The 17201-nt window shown below is 64.7% G+C and carries 20 protein-coding genes and 1 pseudogene; 8 read left to right on the top strand and 13 right to left on the bottom strand.

Annotated features, from left to right (window positions below; translation table 11 throughout):
* Positions 1-801 precede the first annotated feature (801 nt).
* Entirely contained in the window at positions 802-2307 is a 1506-nt protein-coding gene (locus tag N5J73_RS10660; RefSeq protein ID WP_049447949.1) for a S1 family peptidase, read from the top strand.
* A 13-nt stretch (positions 2308-2320) separates the two neighbouring features.
* Here N5J73_RS10660 and N5J73_RS10655 read toward each other — a convergent pair whose 3' ends face one another.
* Positions 2321-4972, bottom strand: a complete 2652-nt coding sequence (locus N5J73_RS10655) for an excinuclease ABC subunit UvrA (protein WP_049447948.1) — start codon at positions 4970-4972, stop codon at positions 2321-2323.
* A gap of 274 nt (positions 4973-5246) precedes the next feature.
* Between N5J73_RS10655 and N5J73_RS10650 the strand changes: the two genes are divergently transcribed.
* The 3 genes from N5J73_RS10650 (at position 5247) to N5J73_RS10640 (ending at position 6523) form a co-directional block, all read left to right on the top strand.
* Positions 5247-5501: a hypothetical protein gene (locus N5J73_RS10650; protein WP_049447947.1), complete on the top strand. Its 255-nt coding sequence runs from the start codon at positions 5247-5249 to the stop codon at positions 5499-5501.
* Positions 5498-5914: a low affinity iron permease family protein gene (locus N5J73_RS10645; protein WP_049447946.1), complete on the top strand. Its 417-nt coding sequence runs from the start codon at positions 5498-5500 to the stop codon at positions 5912-5914. Before N5J73_RS10650 ends, N5J73_RS10645 begins: the two co-directional genes overlap by 4 nt.
* Positions 5915-6025: 111 nt before the next feature.
* On the top strand, positions 6026-6523 hold the full coding sequence (locus tag N5J73_RS10640; RefSeq protein ID WP_049447945.1) for a ferritin-like domain-containing protein: 498 nt from the start codon (positions 6026-6028) through the stop codon (positions 6521-6523).
* Between the two features lie 39 nt (positions 6524-6562).
* Here the strand turns inward: N5J73_RS10640 and N5J73_RS10635 are convergent, their stop codons facing one another.
* The 5 genes and pseudogenes from N5J73_RS10635 to N5J73_RS10620 form a co-directional block, all read right to left on the bottom strand.
* Positions 6563-7297 (bottom strand): DNA-formamidopyrimidine glycosylase family protein, encoded by a 735-nt coding sequence (locus N5J73_RS10635; protein WP_049447944.1) that lies wholly within the window; start codon positions 7295-7297, stop codon positions 6563-6565.
* On the bottom strand, positions 7290-8057 hold the full coding sequence (locus tag N5J73_RS10630; protein ID WP_049447943.1) for a DUF72 domain-containing protein: 768 nt from the start codon (positions 8055-8057) through the stop codon (positions 7290-7292). The genes N5J73_RS10635 and N5J73_RS10630 overlap by 8 nt, the downstream gene beginning before the upstream one ends.
* Positions 8054-8521: a BLUF domain-containing protein gene (locus N5J73_RS10625; protein ID WP_164078461.1), complete on the bottom strand. Its 468-nt coding sequence runs from the start codon at positions 8519-8521 to the stop codon at positions 8054-8056. Before N5J73_RS10625 ends, N5J73_RS10630 begins: the two co-directional genes overlap by 4 nt.
* 107 nt (positions 8522-8628) lie before the next feature.
* A pseudogene (locus N5J73_RS24210) lies at positions 8629-8775 on the bottom strand (DUF892 family protein); the annotation flags it as partial.
* Between the two features lie 159 nt (positions 8776-8934).
* Positions 8935-9285 (bottom strand): hypothetical protein, encoded by a 351-nt coding sequence (locus N5J73_RS10620; protein WP_226053470.1) that lies wholly within the window; start codon positions 9283-9285, stop codon positions 8935-8937.
* Positions 9286-9492: 207 nt separating this feature from the next.
* Here N5J73_RS10620 and N5J73_RS10615 point away from each other — a divergent pair, with 207 nt between their 5' ends.
* A complete protein-coding gene (locus N5J73_RS10615; protein WP_049447940.1) occupies positions 9493-9885 on the top strand; it encodes a response regulator in 393 nt (130 codons plus the stop codon).
* A 374-nt stretch (positions 9886-10259) separates the two neighbouring features.
* Here the strand turns inward: N5J73_RS10615 and N5J73_RS10610 are convergent, their stop codons facing one another.
* The 7 genes from N5J73_RS10610 to N5J73_RS10580 form a co-directional block, all read right to left on the bottom strand.
* Entirely contained in the window at positions 10260-10688 is a 429-nt protein-coding gene (locus tag N5J73_RS10610) for a BLUF domain-containing protein (protein WP_049447939.1), read from the bottom strand.
* Between the two features lie 83 nt (positions 10689-10771).
* Positions 10772-11497 carry a glycosyltransferase gene (locus N5J73_RS10605; RefSeq protein WP_049447938.1) on the bottom strand — a complete coding sequence of 242 codons (726 nt, stop codon included), beginning with the start codon at positions 11495-11497 and terminating at the stop codon, positions 10772-10774.
* Complete coding sequence (locus N5J73_RS10600; RefSeq protein ID WP_049447937.1) at positions 11494-12081, bottom strand: SAM-dependent methyltransferase; 588 nt, start codon at positions 12079-12081, stop codon at positions 11494-11496. The genes N5J73_RS10605 and N5J73_RS10600 overlap by 4 nt, the downstream gene beginning before the upstream one ends.
* The gene (locus tag N5J73_RS10595) at positions 12078-12836 is read right to left on the bottom strand and encodes a PIG-L family deacetylase (protein WP_049447935.1); all 759 of its coding nucleotides are present in this window, start codon (positions 12834-12836) and stop codon (positions 12078-12080) included. Before N5J73_RS10595 ends, N5J73_RS10600 begins: the two co-directional genes overlap by 4 nt.
* Positions 12824-13765: a hypothetical protein gene (locus N5J73_RS10590; RefSeq protein WP_049447934.1), complete on the bottom strand. Its 942-nt coding sequence runs from the start codon at positions 13763-13765 to the stop codon at positions 12824-12826. The genes N5J73_RS10595 and N5J73_RS10590 overlap by 13 nt, the downstream gene beginning before the upstream one ends.
* Before the next feature lie 102 nt (positions 13766-13867).
* Positions 13868-14374, bottom strand: a complete 507-nt coding sequence (locus N5J73_RS10585) for a hypothetical protein (RefSeq protein ID WP_049447933.1) — start codon at positions 14372-14374, stop codon at positions 13868-13870.
* Positions 14375-14384: 10 nt separating this feature from the next.
* On the bottom strand, positions 14385-15548 hold the full coding sequence (locus N5J73_RS10580; RefSeq protein ID WP_049447932.1) for a zinc-dependent alcohol dehydrogenase: 1164 nt from the start codon (positions 15546-15548) through the stop codon (positions 14385-14387).
* A 148-nt stretch (positions 15549-15696) separates the two neighbouring features.
* On the opposite strand from N5J73_RS10580, the gene N5J73_RS10575 reads away from it, so the two are divergent.
* The 3 genes from N5J73_RS10575 to N5J73_RS10565 all read left to right on the top strand — a co-directional run bounded on the left by N5J73_RS10575 (position 15697) and on the right by N5J73_RS10565 (position 17197).
* On the top strand, positions 15697-15885 hold the full coding sequence (locus N5J73_RS10575; protein ID WP_049447931.1) for a hypothetical protein: 189 nt from the start codon (positions 15697-15699) through the stop codon (positions 15883-15885).
* 100 nt (positions 15886-15985) lie between these two features.
* Positions 15986-16624: a DUF6766 family protein gene (locus N5J73_RS10570; protein WP_049447930.1), complete on the top strand. Its 639-nt coding sequence runs from the start codon at positions 15986-15988 to the stop codon at positions 16622-16624.
* Between the two features lie 3 nt (positions 16625-16627).
* Positions 16628-17197 carry a cysteine hydrolase gene (locus N5J73_RS10565; protein WP_164078462.1) on the top strand — a complete coding sequence of 190 codons (570 nt, stop codon included), beginning with the start codon at positions 16628-16630 and terminating at the stop codon, positions 17195-17197.
* Positions 17198-17201 lie beyond the last annotated feature (4 nt).

Genomic DNA, 17201 nt, shown 5'->3' with positions numbered 1-17201 from the left:
GAGCCAGTCCCACACCAGAGTGTCTCTACCTTGTGCGTGCCCCTTCCCGGCCAGACTCGGCCTTGCGCGGATTCAGCGGGTGCGGGATTTCATCAAGATCCGGCTGCAAGGACTTGAAATGGCGATAGCAGAACCTCGGCTGCTGGCGGCAATCCCCCGCCCCCTGCGTCGCATGATAAACATGCGTTACAGGGATTGAGGGGCAATCTGAAAGTGCGCGTTCGTGAAAGTGGTCACGGTTAATGGCGGGGAAAGTCAATACCTTCAAGCCCACTGCAACCTAATTGCTGATAATGCGATTGAATTCCAGGCGGGCCAACAATCGGTTGTGACATGGAGGTGGGGGATGTGCATGGTCTCTGGCAGCTCTTCAGCAAAGCTTGCGGCTCTACTCTTTCTGATAACCACCTGCGGCGCATCCGCGACCCCGTCGGCAAGCGCCAAGGATGCCCGATCACTGGTACTTGTCACGCTCTCGCCTGCCCAAAGTGGGGTCCTTGCAACTGGACTGCTCAAGGGGGTGCTGAAACCAATCAACGGTTGTGTCTACTTCGTGGACCCAGGTGGCACGGCATATCTTGCAGCATGGCCACATGGCTACACGCTGGCCATGAAAGGAGGCGCTCCCATAGGGGTGCAGGACGTACGATCTGGCGGAATGGTGGAGTTCGGGATTGCTGCATCATTCGGAGGGGGGCATGGCGGCGAACTGCTCCGTTCGAGTCTGGCTGTGAGCATCCCGGCGGGCTGCACGGGCCCACTCATGACGATTCACTTGATGCGTCAGGCAAAGGAGCAGCCATGATCCATCTGCGCACGAAATCCGTGCGCGCCCTGGCATTGTCCGCCCTCGGTGCGTTCGCATTCTCCCTGCACGGCCAGCCGATAACTGGCAACCCCACGGCATACACCTATTCGCGAACCTTCAATGTATCTGAGGCCGAAGCAAAATACAGGTCGATGAAATCGATCTCTGCGGCAGCGCTGGAAGCCAGGATTCAGACCTCTGAGCCGGACACGTTTGGCGGCTTGTACGTCGAGCATAGGCCAGAATTCAAGATCGTAGTGCTGTTCACGAAGAAGCCGAGAGAGACCTTGGCAAAGTACACGCAGGATCCTGTTTTTACCGGTCGCACTTCCGCTCAATCGCTCGAAATGCTCTTGGCGACCCAGGCGGAGGCGGAGGCCCAGCTTCTGGTAAAGAATGTTGGGTTCGAGTCCGGTGTCGATATCAAGCAGTCCATTGTGACCTTCTACGTGAAGGATGAGGCGGCCGCCAGGCGCGCACTCCGGCCACTGCTGGGCGCTGTTGATTTCGTGGCGATCAAGCAGGTGAAAGGCTTCACGGTCACTACCGCGATCTCCGGCGGCCATAAGCTGACCGGCACTGCCTTCAACTGCACCACTGGCTTCAACGTCTTCGACGCAGATCGCGAGCTTGGTGTCCTCACGGCCGGTCACTGTGACAATGCGCTGACCTATCAGGGCATTGCCGCGCCTCTCGTTTTCCAGAGCGAGCAGAACGAGGGCGACTACGATGTCCAGTGGCATAAGGAGCCGTCCAGAGGCCCACGCCAGGCGCAGAAGAATGAAATCACCCTGATCAATGGTCCGTCGCAGACGCTCGAAATAACCAGCACACTCTCGTCCAGTTCGATGCATGTGGGGGATGTGATCTGCAAGAGTGGCATTCACGGTCACTACGCATGCGGGACCATTGAGGATATGAACTCAAGGTCCAATCATAATGGAGCCATAGGCAGGTATATTCGTGCGCGCAACCTGTCCCCAGGCCCTCTCAGCGTCGAAGGTGACAGCGGCGGGCCGGTCTTTTCGCACAATGCGGCCGTCGGCGTCATTCACGGCCGGGGTGGTGAAGACACGGGATTTGAGAATGACCTGTTCTACATGCCCATCGAGCGGGTTTCAGTGCTTGGCGTTTCCGTATTGACGGAGGCCTTCAAAATTACCGGCATCGCAGATCGCACAGAGAATTATTTCAGGCCATTTTCCGTTCCGGTTGCGTACAAGGGAGTTCCTAAGTTCCCAATAGAGTTGACACTGGAGCGCCCCGTGTGCCCGAGCGGGCCCTGCGAACCGGCGACGGAAGTGTTGCCGGACAAGATGCCCTCCCCGCTCAACTACACATGGACCTGCTTCTATCCCATCGTGCTCTACCCGCCCCCGGTCATCCCACCGCCGCCTCTGACCTGGAGGGAGCGGGTCACGCTGAAGGACGCATCAGGAATCAGTGCCGATCCAGTTGAGTACAACCTGCACTGCAGTGGATGTCCTGATTGCCCATAGACTCGCAATGGCTTTACCGGCCCTGCCCAAGCTCCTTCGCAAGGAACGGCGCCGTCCTGCTGCCCTTGGCGCGGGCTACCTGCTGCGGTGTTCCCTTCGCCACGATGGTGCCACCTGCCCCGCCCGCGCCGGGCCCGACATCAATCACCCAGTCCGCCTGTGCGACAGAACGCATATCGTGCTCGATCATCACCACGGTGTTTCCCGCGTCCACCAGCCGCTGCAACTGCACCAGCAGCCTGTCCGCGTCCGATGCATGAAGGCCGGTGGTGGGCTCATCCAGCACATACAGCGTGCGCCCGCGCTGGCTGCGCTGCAGCTCGGTCGCCAGCTTGATGCGTTGCGCCTCACCGCCTGATAGTTCCGTGGCCGGCTGGCCCAACCGCAGGTAGCCCAGGCCGATCTCCTGCAACACCTGCAGCGGGCGGGCGATGGCCTCTTCTTCGGCGAAGAACGCCTGCGCCTGGTCGACCGTCATCTGCAGGACTTCGGCGATGTTGCGGCCGTTCCACAGCACCTTCAGCGTGGCCTCGTTGTAGCGGGCGCCGTGGCACGTAGGGCATGGCGCATAGACGCTGGGCATGAACAGCAGTTCGACGCTGACGAAACCCTCGCCTTCGCAGGTCTCGCACCGACCCTTGGCCACGTTGAACGAGAAGCGGCCCGCATCGAAGCGGCGGCGGCGTGCATCGGGCGTTGCGGCGAACAGCTTGCGCACGTGATCGAACAAGCCGGTATAGGTCGCCAGGTTGGAGCGTGGCGTGCGGCCGATGGGTTTCTGGTCCACCTGCACCACGCGTTGAATGGCGTCCACATCGCCGGCCAGTTGGCCGCGCGTGGCTTCGATCACGGTGGGTCCGTCGGTGGGCGCGCTGTCGGTGCTGTCGTCTACCGTCTCGTGCCCGAGGTGCAGCAGCATCAGCTCGGGCAGTGCCTGCGCCATCAGGCTGGACTTGCCCGACCCCGAAATGCCGGTCACGGCCGTCAGCAACCCAAGCGGCACCTGCGCGTCCACGCCCTGCAGGTTGTGGCGATGGATGCCCTTCAGTTCCAGCCAGCTGCTGGCACTGCGCTGCCGGCTGGCAGGCGCAGGCACCTGGTCGAACAGGTACCGGGCCGTGCGTGAATCCTGGATCTGGCGCAGCCCGTCGGGCTCGCCACTATAGAGAATCTGCCCGCCGTGCTCGCCCGCCTGCGGTCCCACATCCACCAGCCACTGCGCGCGCCGCATCAGCTCCAGGTCATGCTCAACAACGAACACCGAGTTGCCACCGTCGCGCAGTCGTTCCAGGGCGTCGTACAGCGCCTGGCTGTCAGCCGGGTGCAGGCCGGCCGAGGGCTCGTCGAGCACATACAGCACGCCAAACAGCAACGAGCTGAGCTGGGTGGCCAGCCGCAGGCGCTGCAGTTCGCCGGCCGACAGCGTGGGCGTGGCGCGATCCAGCGAGAGATACCCCAGGCCCAGTTCGCGCAGCTGCCGTACCCGCGCCATGACCCCACCCGCCAGTCGCTGCGCTGCGAGGCGCTTTTCTTCTGACAGGGCCGAGGTCAGCCGAACGTCGGGGGCGCCTTCGTGGGTCGCACGGCCACTTGCTGCACGCTTGGCGCGATCGCGGGGCGTTGCACGCCTGCGGGGACGCGCACCTTGGCTGTGTGCACTGAAATCGCCTTGGGAGATGGGCTCCAGCAGGTCCGCCAGTTGATCCAGCGGCAGCCGCATGAACTCGCCGATATCCACGCCGGCAAAGGTGACCGAGAGTGCCTCCGGCTTCAGGCGCTTTCCGTGGCACGCCGGGCACAACCGCCCCTCCATGTATCGCGAAACGCGCTTGCGCATCAATGCGCTCTGGGTGTTGGCAAAGGTGTGCAGCACGTAGCGGCGCGCGCCGGTGTACGTGCCCATGTAACTGGGCTCCTGCTTTCGCTTGAGCGCGGCACGGGTTTCGGCGGGGGTAAAACCGGCATAGACCGGCACGCTGGGCGCTTCCTCGGTGAACAGGATCCAATCCCGATCCTTCTTCGGCAGCTTCTTCCACGGCACATCGATGTCGTAGCCCAGCGTGACCAGGATGTCACGCAGGTTCTGGCCATGCCAGGCCGGTGGCCAGGAGGCGATGGCGCGCTCGCGGATGCTCAGCGACGGGTCGGGTACCATCAGGGCCTCGGTCACCTCGTAGACGTGGCCCAGGCCGTGGCAGGTGCTGCAGGCGCCCTGCGGTGTGTTGGGCGAAAAATCCTCGGCATACAGCATGGGCTGGTTGGCCGGATAGGCGCCTGCGCGGGAGTACATCATGCGCACCAGGCTGGACAGCGTGGTCACGCTACCCATCGATGAGCGCGCGTTGCTGGCACCGCGCTGCTGCTGCAGGGCCACTGCAGGCGGCAGCCCGTCGATGGCATCCACGTCGGGCACGCCGGCCTGGTCGATCAGGCGGCGCGCATAGGGGGCGACGGATTCGAAGTAGCGCCGCTGTGCCTCGGCAAAGACCGTGCCGAAGGCCAGCGAGGACTTTCCCGAACCCGATACGCCGGAGAACACCACCAGCGCATCGCGTGGAATGGCGACGTCGACATTCTTCAGGTTGTGCTCGCGTGCGCCGCGGACCTCGATGCAGCCGCCGGCTGCGGCTGCGCATGACGACTCACCGGAGGGGGTGTTGGACATCTCAGCATTCCTGGATTCGGTGGGCGGGGCGCACAGCGGACGCCCGGTAGGCCATTCTCGCTGCTGCGCGGTGAATGGTGTGAGGGGATGTGTGCTTGCATGCAGCGTCGGAACGCCAAGTTGCCCACGCCAACCGCGCCATGCGGCTGATTGTTAACCCGCGTTGGCTGAAGGGTTGACGCCACGTTGCCACACCTTTGATGTGGCCGCCCACGCCGCGGCTCCTATGCTGGGCCCGCCACCACGGCAGCGGTACCCAACCTGGAGATTCACCATGCAACGCGATCAGAAAGACCTCCCCCACCCGGATGCGGAAGCGCAGCACACCGATCCTGTCAGTCCTCTGCAGGCCAAGCTGCATAACCATCGCAATCATGACGAAGCGCTGCAGGAAACCTTCCCTGCCAGTGACCCGATCTCGCCCTTCGTCGCTGCGCCAACGCCGGAAGAGCAGGCCAAGCGCCTGGCGGAGCGGGTGAAACTGCCAGACCGCCGAACGGATGAGGAGGCCGCAGGAGGTGATCAATGATCCGGCGCGGCTTTGCCCGCGTCGCGGCCGCAACGGCGCGACTGTCCGGCAGCCTGGGCGCATTCGTTGCCGCACTGGGTGTGATCATCACCTGGGCCGCCAGCGGGCCGGCCTTCCACTTCAATGACACCTGGCAGCTGGTGGTGAACACGGGAACGACCATCGTGACCTTCCTGATGGTGTTCCTGATCCAGCATACGCAGAACGCCGATACGGCCGCGCTGCACATCAAACTGGATGAACTGATCCGGGTCAGCAAGGATGCCAACCAGGAGCTGTTGAACCTGGAGTCGATGGAGCCTACCCATCTTGAAGAGATTCGCCAGCGCTACGAGGCACTGGCGAAGACCGCTGCAGACATCAAGTCCAAGAAGGAGCGATGCATGCCGTGCGAGGCGGGTGCACTTTCGTGAAGACCATGCGCAGCATTTCCACGGGCGCTCACATGCTGCCTTCACCCGCCCCCCGCGTGATCGCGACCGGGCGCTATGTACCCTGACCGCTCACCCACTACGGAGTCCAGCATGGCTATCAAAACAGCGGAAGACCTGTTCATCCATGAACTCTCGGATATCTACAGCGCCGAAAAGCAGCTGACCAAGGCCCTCCCGCGCCTGGCCCGTGCGGCCGAGAACCCTGACCTTGCCACCGCGTTTGAAACGCACCTGGAAGAAACCCAGGGCCAGATCGAGCGCATCGACCAGGTGGTGGAGGTTCTTGGCATCCGGCTGAAGCGCATCAAGTGCGCGGCGATGGAAGGTTTGGTCGAGGAAGGCAAGGAGGTGATCGACAGCATCGACAAGGGGCCGGTGCGTGATGCTGCCCTGATAGGTGGCGCGCAGAAGGTCGAGCATTATGAAATTGCCTCCTATGGAACCATCGCCGCGCTGGCCAAGCAGCTGGGCTACAAGGATGCCCTGCCGTTGCTGCTGGAGACGCTGGAGGAAGAAAAGGCGACCGACGAGAAACTGACCCTGTTGGCCAAGGGCGGCGGCAATGCGAAGGCCGCGCAGACCGCCTGAGCCGAATTGCACACACCCCGGCCGCCACGGAAGGCGGTATCAGGGTTGGTACAACACCTGGTCGTTCGCGCAGAAGAACGTGCGCCGCCGGGGGGTGCCCATGTACAGCTTGCTGATCGGCCCGCCACACAGCGGGCACACTTTGCGCGTGTGCACCTGCCAGTGCTTCTTCAACTCGAAGCGTCGTTTCCACTCCAGGAAGTCGAAGCTGTAGGCACGGGCCTGGGTGATCAGGGCGGTGAGCTTGCGCGGCGGCAGGTCGCCCAGTCGCGTGGCCGGATGCACGCCGATCCGGAACAGCACCTCATTCTTGATGATATTGCCGACGCCGGCGAAGAGGGTCTGGTCCAGAAGCGCGTCACAGACCAGGGTGTCCGGCAGCGCCTTAAGCTTGCGGCGGGCCAGGTTCGCATCCCAGGCATCGTTCATCACGTCCACCCGCCGGTCGTAGACGTCGTCCAACGGCTCGTCGATCAACCGCACCGAACACGCATAGAAGTTCAACTCTCCGTTGTCGAATGCCAGCGACACCCGTGCAGGGGTCGGCTTCCGCTCGTCGATGCGCCAGCTGCCGAACATCATGAGATGGATGCGCAGCGTGTGGTGACTGAACTCCAGCAGAAAGTGCTTGCCCCAGCTGCGGACCGCCTTGACCCTGCGACCCTGCAGTGGCGACAGGTCCATGCGGCTGTTGCCGGAGACGCCGCGTACGACGTGACCCCTGAAGTGGCTCGCGGCTTCGCGCAGCAGGACAATGGACGGGCCCTCAGGCATGCACGTTCTCCTGCAGCAGTGCCTGCAGGTGCAGCGCGTTGCCGGTCGCGTGACCCAGCGCGGTATTGTCCAGTACGCACCAGGCACGGCGTTGCGCGGCGGCTTCATGCTGCAGGTGCTGGGCCAGCCCCGCCAGCGCCTGCTCGCTGTAGGCGCTGCGATAGATCTGCGGCTGCCCGTGCCAGCGCCAGTAGCTCCACGTGCGGTCACCGCCCGGAAGCGCGGCAGCGGGTACCCGGGCCGGGTCAGCGGCAACCCGTGCGATGCCGTGGTCGCTCAGCAGGGCATCCACGTCCGCAGTGAACCAGGAGGGATGGCGCGGTTCGCAGGCGACATCAAGCGGGGTGCGCGCGCGCAGGCCGTGCAGAAATTCCGCTACGGTCGCCGGATCGTACGCAAGACTGGGCGGCAGCTGAAGCAGTAGCGGGCCCATCCTGTCACCCAGGGCCATCACGCCACCGAGGAACTGATCCAGCGGTTGCATCGCATCGCGCAGCCGGCGCTCATGGCTGATCGCACGCGGGAGTTTCACCGCGAAGCGGAAGTCCTCGGGCACGCTGGCCGCCCACCGGGCGTAGGTACCTGCCTGGTGGGGGCGGTAGAACGAGGAATTGATCTCAACCATGGGCAGCCGAGTGGCATAGCGCTGCAGCACGCTTTCGCCTGCGCCGAACGCCGTCTGCGCTGCCTGTGACAGCGACCAGCCTGCGCAGCCGACGCGCACCTGGCCCGGCGTGCCCGGGGAGTCGGCCGCGTTCACCGTGCCACCGGTTCGTCCTGTTCCAGCAGCCGGCCCTCGCCGGGGCCGGGAGGCGACTGCGCCGCCGATTGCAGTCGATCAAGCGCGCTGGTGCCAGAGGCAAGTGCGGAGGCGCTGCGCACGAAGCCGGTCCAGTCGGAGATCGCGATCTTTCCCAGCGCGAGCTCATCCACCCGCACGCTGTGCATGCGCCAGTGCGGGAACTGCCGCCGCCCCACCCTGCCCCGGTTGAGTTCGACCAGGCCGCTGTGGCTGCCCGCCGCCAGGATGCGGGTGTACGCCGCGCTGACGCCGGCCTCCGGACCTTCGATGTATTGCAGGAAGCGAGTGCCGTCGAACAGGAGGACGCCGGTCACATCAACGGACGCGTTGAACAGCATCGCGTCCGCAACAAGCTGCTGCAGCCGTTCCGCAGGCAGGTTTCGGGTGGCTTCACTTACATAGGCAACGGCACGAAGAGGCATGACAGCACCGGGTTGTTGCAGATGGCTCTACCTTAGCGATGCGGATCAAACGCGCGGTGACACCGGCGTGGAGACGGCGTTGAACCTGGACGTGCCCCGTCGCGCTGCTGGCCGATACGTGCGGCAAGATGGGGATAGTTCTGGATGCGCGAAGCCATGGCCTTCATCATGGTCTCCGCCTCCTACTCCATGGCGTAGGCGTCCTGCAGCCACTTCAGCAGGCGCTCGCTTCGGACGGTGTTCGGGTCTGCCATCACGGTCTCCGGTAGTGGGGCAACATGCCTCCGGAGACCATGGTGGCGAGGCAGCAATCACCGCCTCGTCGGCCGGCGTGAGCCGCTGGGCGTGTGTGCTGCACCTGGCGCTGATGCGGTCATAACATCCGCTGTTGCGTGGCAACGCCTGCTGCGCACTCAGGCAGGCATCGCGCCGGACACGACTGCGGTGCCGGCGTCGCGCCGGGGGCTTGCCGCAGGCGCGCGCGTACGCGTGCCTGCGGAAGCCTTCAGCGCCTGGATCACCCGATGCTGCGCGCGGTGTGCGCCGCCTTCCACGCCTACGACGTAGACGAAACGGCCATCGAACTTGGCCTGCGCGCCCTGCAGCACGTCATCGTCCTGCAGGGCGCGCTTGAGCGACTTCATCCATGCCCGTTCGGGCGTGCTGTCCAGCTCCACAACGATTGCAGCGCCGCCGCAGTCCAGGGACATGCACTCCACGCGCAGTGCGCTGGGTGAGGCGGGATCGGTTGTGGATCGAGGCATGGCAGTGGCTCCAGTACGGGGGACGGCGGCAGTATCCATAGCGGCCGCCAAGGCGCCGTCAACAAACGCCGCACCGCTTTCCACGCTGCGTCGACGGCGTTGGCGGTTGAGGGCAGGCCGCTTCGCGCCGGGCTGACACGCCACACGCACGCCGTTGATGCGGCACAGCACACACTGCAGTTCCCAAGGCAACACAGGCATGCGCGCATGCAGATGGAAATGGGCCAGCGCAGGTGCAATCTGCTGTTGGTTGAAGACCAGCTCGACCTGGCTGCACTGATGGAGCAGGCGCTTGAAGACGGCGGCGGCCAGGTGACCCACGCCTACAGCGTGTTCGATGCGCTGGGACTGCTGGATACGCAACGGTTCGATGGTGCCGTGCTGGATGTGGAGCTTCGCGACGGCGTGGTCTTTCCCGTCGCCGACCGGCTGGCCGAACTCGGCATTCCCTACCTGTTCGTCTCTGCGGTCTACGACCAGCTGGTGCCGCTGCGCCACCGCCGCGCGACGTTCGTGGCCAAGCCGTTCCACATCGACCGGTTGCAGGAAGCGGTCCAGCAGGTGGTGGGAGACGTCTGCGCACCGCCGACCGCGCATTGAGAACCACCGCCGTGTCACCCCAGGTGCGGGGCCACTACCCGGCGCAGCTGGCGCAGGGCGCCACCGCGGGAGAGCCCACTCCAGTTGCCACGGGCCACGTTGCGGATGTCGGCAGGCTCGGTCCCGTCACGCCTGCTTCGATGTTGAAGCGGGCGGCGGCCCTGGTGAGGTCGTCCACATGGTCCATGAAAAGCCCCGGTATCGCCTCACTTGCGTAGGCGATTGCGCGGAGGGGAACGTTGAATCCTTCTGACGCAGGAAGTCTCCTGCCCTTCCATGATCCCGCCCTTGCTGTAGGGACGAATGAGGCGATTCACGATCCGCCTCGCCCCATCCTCTGCCCGGTAGCACACTGCGGTAACAGGCATCGGGGCTCAGGCAACCTTCGCGTAGGGCTCGACGATCAGCAGCAGCTTGTCCATCGCCGTGGCATCGGCCTGTTCGGTTGCTGCCCGCTGGATGACACTGGTCCAGTCGGCACAGGCGATCATGCGCAGCTCATCGGTGCTGACGGACAGGCAACGCATGGGCCAGAACGGCAGCCGCCGCTGGCCGACACGGCCCCGCGCTAGCTCGATCAGGTGGGTGTGACTGCTGGCACCGGTCACGCGGGAGAAGGCCACATCCAGTCCATCGGCGGGGCCTTCCATGTACTGCAGGAAGCGTTCCCCGTCGAACAGCAGGACCCCGGTCACTCCTGCGCCCCGATTGAAGCGGGCGGCATCCTCCATCAGCGCTTTCAGGCGCTCCGGCGAGAATCCACTGACGGCTTCGCTGACGTAGACGATCGCTCTGTTCGGCATGGTGCCACTCCTGCTCTCCCACCCCTTCACTCTAGGACGGGCGTCGTGGCCGAACTGTAAACATCAACCGGGTACACGTCACACTATGCCCAATTCACCGCAGTTTTCACGGCGCTTCCACTTTCGTCCGCCCGCCGATCTGCCTCGCCGGCGGGCCGCACCCTACCCATTCCGGCCAAGTAGGCCGAGAATCCTCCGGTGGCCCGTCCTACCAAGCGGGCACTGGTCATGACGACGGGAGCGCCGGCCCACCTTACGTCGGCGCCGAGCCGTTGCAGCCTCCGCACCAGCGCAACATCCTCTCCACAGCGCAGGGGAGCAAATCCCCCGGCCGCCAGATAGGCTTGGGCGGAGACGCCGAGATTGGCACCGTGGATGCGTCCATGATCGTCGCCCCACTGCTGCCGTTGCTGGAACGCGCGTCGCAGGCGCCTTTCCGTCCTGGAGGTGGTCGCTATGTCCACCAGTCCGCAGAAGGCGTCGCACCGGCCCTCAAGCTGGGCAACCAACCACTCGGGAGGTACCTCACTGTCGGCATCGGTGCTCGCCAGCCATCTCGCACCGCGTCCGATCAGCTCAGCAGCGGCCGCTGCCCTGGCAACGCCGACGCAGCGTACCTCCAGGCGCACGGTATCAACCCACTGCTGGCGGCAGATCGACTCGGTTGCATCAGAGCAGCTGTCCAGCGCAACCACCACCTGCACCGCTTCGCTGTGTAGAGCGGGATGCAGGGCTGCCCTTCGGATCGACTGGAGGCAGCGCTCGATGCTCGCTGCCTCGTTGTGGGCCGGCACCAGGATGCCGATCACCGCAGGCCCTCATCGCGGGCCAGCGACAGTGCGCGGCGTGTCCAGCCCTGCAGCACGAAGTCCGCGTCACGATAGTGGAAGGCTTCCTGCAGGCCGTGTCCAAGGCATCGATGCACGACTTCGGTGCGACTTGCGCGCCCCTGGAAAGAAGGCAGCCAATGGCAGGCAACCAGCAGTCCGTCATCGCGGAGGGCCTCATCGATACCGGCGCGCAGTTCATGCAGTGCGCTTACCCCCAGGTAGTAGCCCATCTCCCCGCAGACGATCAGGTCGAAGCGACCCGCCGGCCATTGCTCGGGATGGCTGGCGCAGTGGACCTGCACATGCGGCAGATGGGCGAGGTTGCGGCGGGCCCGGAACGCTGCGCGCGGGCTGATGTCGGTGGCCAGCAGGCGCTCGCAGCGGGCGGCCAAGGCTTCGGTCAGCACGCCGTTGGAGCATCCCAGCTCCCAGCCGCGATTGAACTGGCGCTGGCTCAGGCTGGCCAGCAGCAGCGCACGCTTGCGTTCTTCATACCATCGGCTGCGATAACCGAAGGGATCCTCCTGCTCATGCAATTCATCGAAGTACGGTTGCGCGCTCATGCCAGGAATACCTCGTAGTTCCGGAAGAATCGGATCAGTACGTGCGCGGGCAGCACCGGCGGGCTGTTCAATTCGGGCACCTCGCCGGTCTGGGTCCGGAAGTGCGCGATGGCACTTCGTTTTGCGGCCGCCACTGCGGAAATGTCGACCAGCCTGGGAACCTCCCACGCCATATGAGCGCAGGCGGGGTCAAGCCAGTGCCAGCCCCACACCGGGTACTCCAGACGTCGGCAGCCCACTGCCCGCGAGGCACGGCAGGCAGCACGGCCTGCGGCCTCATGATCGGGATGCCCATCAAAGCGCCAGGGTGCCAACACCAGATCGCGCGGTTGCAGGTGCTGCTGCAGCCAATCTTCCAGGCCCTGTTCGTGCGCGCTGACCGCGCCGTCGGCGATGCCGAGATGGAAAATTGATCCCGCCCGGATACCGAGTTCGCCCAGTGCTGCGGCAAGCTCGGCGCGCCGTGCCGATCGCAGGCGCTCCGGCGTCCACCAGTGCTCGTCCGGATAGCACGCTTCGCCATCGGTCACTGCGACGACCCGTACCTCCATGCCCTGCCCCGCTGCGTGACGGAGCAGTCCACCACAGCCGAGGATCTCGTCGTCCGGATGGGGTGCGACCACCACGATGCGGTCATGGCCGGCGCACAGGGCGGTGGCCGATGTGGCCGGTTGCTGCCAGAGCCAATGGCAGCGCAGCCATGCCTGCTCCTGCGTTCCTTCCCCCTGCAGGGGTGTCCTGGCTACAGCGCCCATGTCGACTCCTGGGCTGCACGCTGCCCACCCAGCCATTCCCAATCGCGATCAGCGTGGTTCTGGCGAAGGAACACGGTCAGGTCCGCACAGCGGCGGGCATGGGCATCTTCCAGGCACATGGGTGCCGGGCCCAGCGCCCTTCCCGCCAGATCCAGGACACGCGTCGCCGCGCGCTCGACCACACAGCGCAGGCGCACTACGTCTTCGCGATGCGCTGATTCGGGCTCGGCATCGATGCGCGTTGCCAATTCGCGAAGCAGCGCCGCCGCCGGGCCCAAGGCGAGGTCCACTTCACCCAACAGTCGCGCGCGATTTCCCTCGGTGCAGGTTGGCCGCATGCGCTCGGCCAGGGCGGCCGCCGCGCCAAACCAGACTGCCGCGATGCCTGCCCCGCCGTGCCAGAAACCGGGGCGCTGCAGGTACTCATCGCGCGTTCCTAGAAGCGTCATCGGTGCACCGTCGAATCGCACCGTGGTGGACGGAACGCCGGCCATGCCGACGGCGGGCCAGGGCTCATCTGCAAGCGTGCGCCAATGCTCTGCCCCAACTTGGCACAGCCACACGCCCTGCGCGTTGCGGACCGTTACCAGTCCTGCATCTACCCATGCGCTGCCGGAGCACCAGGGTTTGTCGCCATGGAGCTGACCGTGGGCATCGAAGCGGAGTGTGTTGGCTGGACCTTCCGCGGCCCACACCGCCAGCAGCTGGCCTTCAGCAACGACGGGCGCGTTCAGTTCGGCAATGATCGCTTGGGCGTCGTAGTGCGCTTCAAGCACCTTGGCCAGGCAGAGATCGTCCGCCCCCCAGGCGGCCAGCGCCTGCCAGCGCTGCAGCGTGCGGCCACGTCCCGGCAATGGCAGGTCGGGAAGCTGGACCACCACCTGGCGAGCGCGGTTTTCCAGCGGGGAGGGCGACGTCACATGCTGCATGAAGGGGCCTGCAATGGAGAGACATGACGAACGTAGGCGGCAAGCGGTCACATCGCTGTCTCGGAGGCGTAGCCGGCGCATGAATTCTTTGCGCGATGATCCTCACGCGCTCGCCTGCCGGCGCTGCCGTCCTGCGCGGACGCACTGCAGCAGCTCCCACAACCATGGCAGTACGACCGCGCCCAGCGCCGGCAGCAGGATGAGCCACCAGACCTCCGGCACTGCCGGCGCTACGGTGAGCGACCAACGCGGCTGGGCGTGCCAGGCGACCCAAGCCAGCAGAACCCACGGGGCAGCGTCGAGCACGCTGTGCACGTGCTGCTCTGCCGGGCTGATCCGGCGTCGCCCATCCGCGCTGACGGTATCGAAGTAGCCGGCGATTGCGTGCGCGATGACCAGCGCGGCCAGCAACGTGGCGAGCGACCACGTGTTTTCCAGCAGGAGCCAGGCCAGTACGCCGCTACCGATCAGGACAAGCTGGACCCCGTGCAATGCGCTTTCATCCATCCCCGAGGTGTGCGGCAGGTTGGTCCGTCGGTGAAAATGGAAGTCCAGCGAACCGGCCACCAACCACAGTGCGTACACCCCGGACATGACAATCGCGCTCATGGCAGCGTGCTCACGGTGTCAACACGATCTTGCGGCAATCGTCATTCTTGGCGTCAAACATCGCATACCCCTGCGCTGCATCAGCCAGGCGCATCCGGTGCGAGATGATGTCACCCGGGTCCAGCTTTCCTTCCATGATTGCGTCGAGAAGCTCCGGCATCAGTCCCTGCACGTGGGTCTGCCCCATCTTGAACGTGAGCCCCTTGTCGAACGCATCACCCAGAAGAAACCCATGGATGAAGCCGGCGTAGACCCCCGGGATGCTGACCACGCCGCCGCGGCGTGCTGCCGCGATGCATTGCCGGATCGCAACGCCGCTGCTTCCCTCCAGCTTCACGGCGGTCAACGCTGACTCCAGCGCACTGCCCTCGGCCTCGAAGCCCACGGCCTCGATGCACGCATCCACGCCCCGGCCACTGGTCTGGGCAAGGATGTAATCGGCAGGGTCCTCGATCTCGCTGAAGTCGATCGGGGTTACAGCATAGGCACGGCGCGCATAGTCCAGGCGGTAGCGCAGGTGGTCAACCATGAATATGGTCTCGGCCCCGAGCAACCGGCAGCAGGCGGCGCTCATCAGCCCTACCGGGCCCGCGCCGAAGATCGCAACTGTCGAGCCTGCCTTCACCCCTGCGTTCAGTGCGGCCTGGTAGCCCGTGGGCAGGATGTCGGAAAGGAACAGGACCTGCTCATCGGCCACGCCCTCCGGGATGCGCAATGGACCCACGTTGGCCTTTGGCACGCGCACGAATTCGGCCTGGCCACCGGCTACGCCGCCATACAGATGGCTGTAACCGAACAACGCGGCCGGAGGCAGTATGCCCTTCTGGTTCAGTGCGGCGCCCTTGCCGGGATTGGTGGTTTCGCAGGCGGCATACTCGGCCAGCCGGCAATGGAAGCACTCACCACAGGCGATCACGAAGGGAATCACTACACGATCGCCCGGCTTCACCTGGGTCACGCCGCTACCGACCTCTTCCACCACGCCCATGAATTCGTGACCGAGCACATCGCCATCGTGCAGATCAGGAATCTTGCCGCGATACAGGTGCAGGTCCGATCCACAGATGGCGGTGGCGGTCACCCGAAGGATCAGATCATCCTCCGCCGCCAGCACCGGGTCCGGCACGGTCTCGACACGCACATCCTTGCGGCCGTGATAGGTCAACGCCTGCATCGTGCTTCTCCAGGAGATCGGGACGCCAGCATCGCAAGGCCGCCATCCCGCTTCAGTGACATCCCGGTGTGCGCGGCGTTCATTGTGCAGCGTCGTGGCGTTAACCCGGCCCGGTGCAGGCTTCAATCTCCCGCCGCAGGAGCTGCCCATGAATGACAAACTTCCCTTCAATCCCACCACGGACGTGGATGATCAGTCGAAGGCGCACACGCCGGACAAACGGCGCAACGATGCAGCCAAGTGGAAGGAGCACGACATGCCCGACGACGGCGACGGCCCCAAGGCCGTACCGGAGGACTACGAGCGCCCAGATCCCGATCCCACAGGGAAGCGTTGAGTCCGCCTCACATTCTGGATGCGCAGCAATCACGAGTCATGGTCCTCCGCCCGCGCAAGCTGCATGCGCGGTCTTTGGAACAGGCTGAACGAGGTGTTGCATGTGGAAACGCAACGGTCTCTCCCTGGTACTGGTTGCGCTCACGTTAGTGTTCATTGTCGGGCAGGCAGTTGCTGGGCATCACGTGCACAACGAAGAGTTGATGCAGCACGGGCGCGCGCCGATCGATCTCTGGCACTACCTTGCAACCGGGCACTTCGTCAGCGCCACGTTCGAGAACTGGGAGAGCGAATTCCTGCAGATGGGGATGTACGTTCTGCTGACGGTCAGCCTGCGCCAGCGTGGTTCGGCCGAATCTCGCCCCCTGAACCCTGCGCAGGAGCAGAATCGCATCGAGCCGGGTCCCACGCCCTGGCCGGTCAGGCGCGGTGGCCTGTGGAAGACGCTTTACGGTCATTCGCTGGCGATTGCGTTCGGGCTGCTGTTCCTGCTCAGCTTTGCGCTGCACGCATTGGGAAGCTGGCGCGCCGAGCAGGCAGAGCAGCAGTTGCAGGGCCTACCGGCGCCCGGCTTCCTGGAGCACCTGGGCAGCAGCACATTCTGGTTCGAATCGATGCAGAACTGGCAGAGCGAATTCCTGGCCGTGCTTTCCCTGGTAGTGCTGACGATCTTCCTGCGCCAGAAGAATTCACCGCAATCCAAACCGGTCGAGGCCCCACACGCCCAGACAGGAGATTGAGCCATGGCAGACGATCCATCGACGGCCCTGCTGATCATCGACATGTTCAGTCGTTTTGACTTTCCGGGCGCGCAGCAACTGGCGCCTGCGGCAGAGCGCGCGGCCCGGCAGATCCGACGCCTGAGGGATCACTTTGACGAACGCGGGTGGCCAGTCATCTACGCCAATGACAATTTCTCGGATTGGAAACGGGATTTCCGCCAGCAGGTGGAGCAGTGCCAGCGCGACGGAGGTCCGGCGGGGCGTATTGCCACAGTCCTCTCGCCCTTGCCCGATCACTACTTCGTGCTCAAGCCCAAGCACTCTGCTTTCCTGGCCAGCCCTTTGCCGATTCTGCTGGCCAAACTGGGAGTGCGCCGCCTTTGCCTGTCTGGCATGACCGCCGATTCGTGCGTCCTGGCTACCGCGTTGGACGCCAACGCCAGGGAATTCGACATCGTGGTGGCACCGGAGGTCGTGGCGGGGCTGCCTACCCAGAAGCGGCGCGCACTGGCGCTGCTCGCCGGTTCGGGCGCAGCCCGGATCGCTCGGCTTCCTTCGCTGGTCTCTGGGAAGGAAGCAGGCGGGAGCTGAAGTC

The sequence above is a fragment of the Stenotrophomonas sp. GD03654 genome, from assembly GCF_029845105.1.
Lineage (GTDB): Bacteria > Pseudomonadota > Gammaproteobacteria > Xanthomonadales > Xanthomonadaceae > Stenotrophomonas > Stenotrophomonas africana.
Note: the sequence above shows the minus strand (reverse complement) of the source record. Positions and strands in the feature narration are given on the sequence as shown.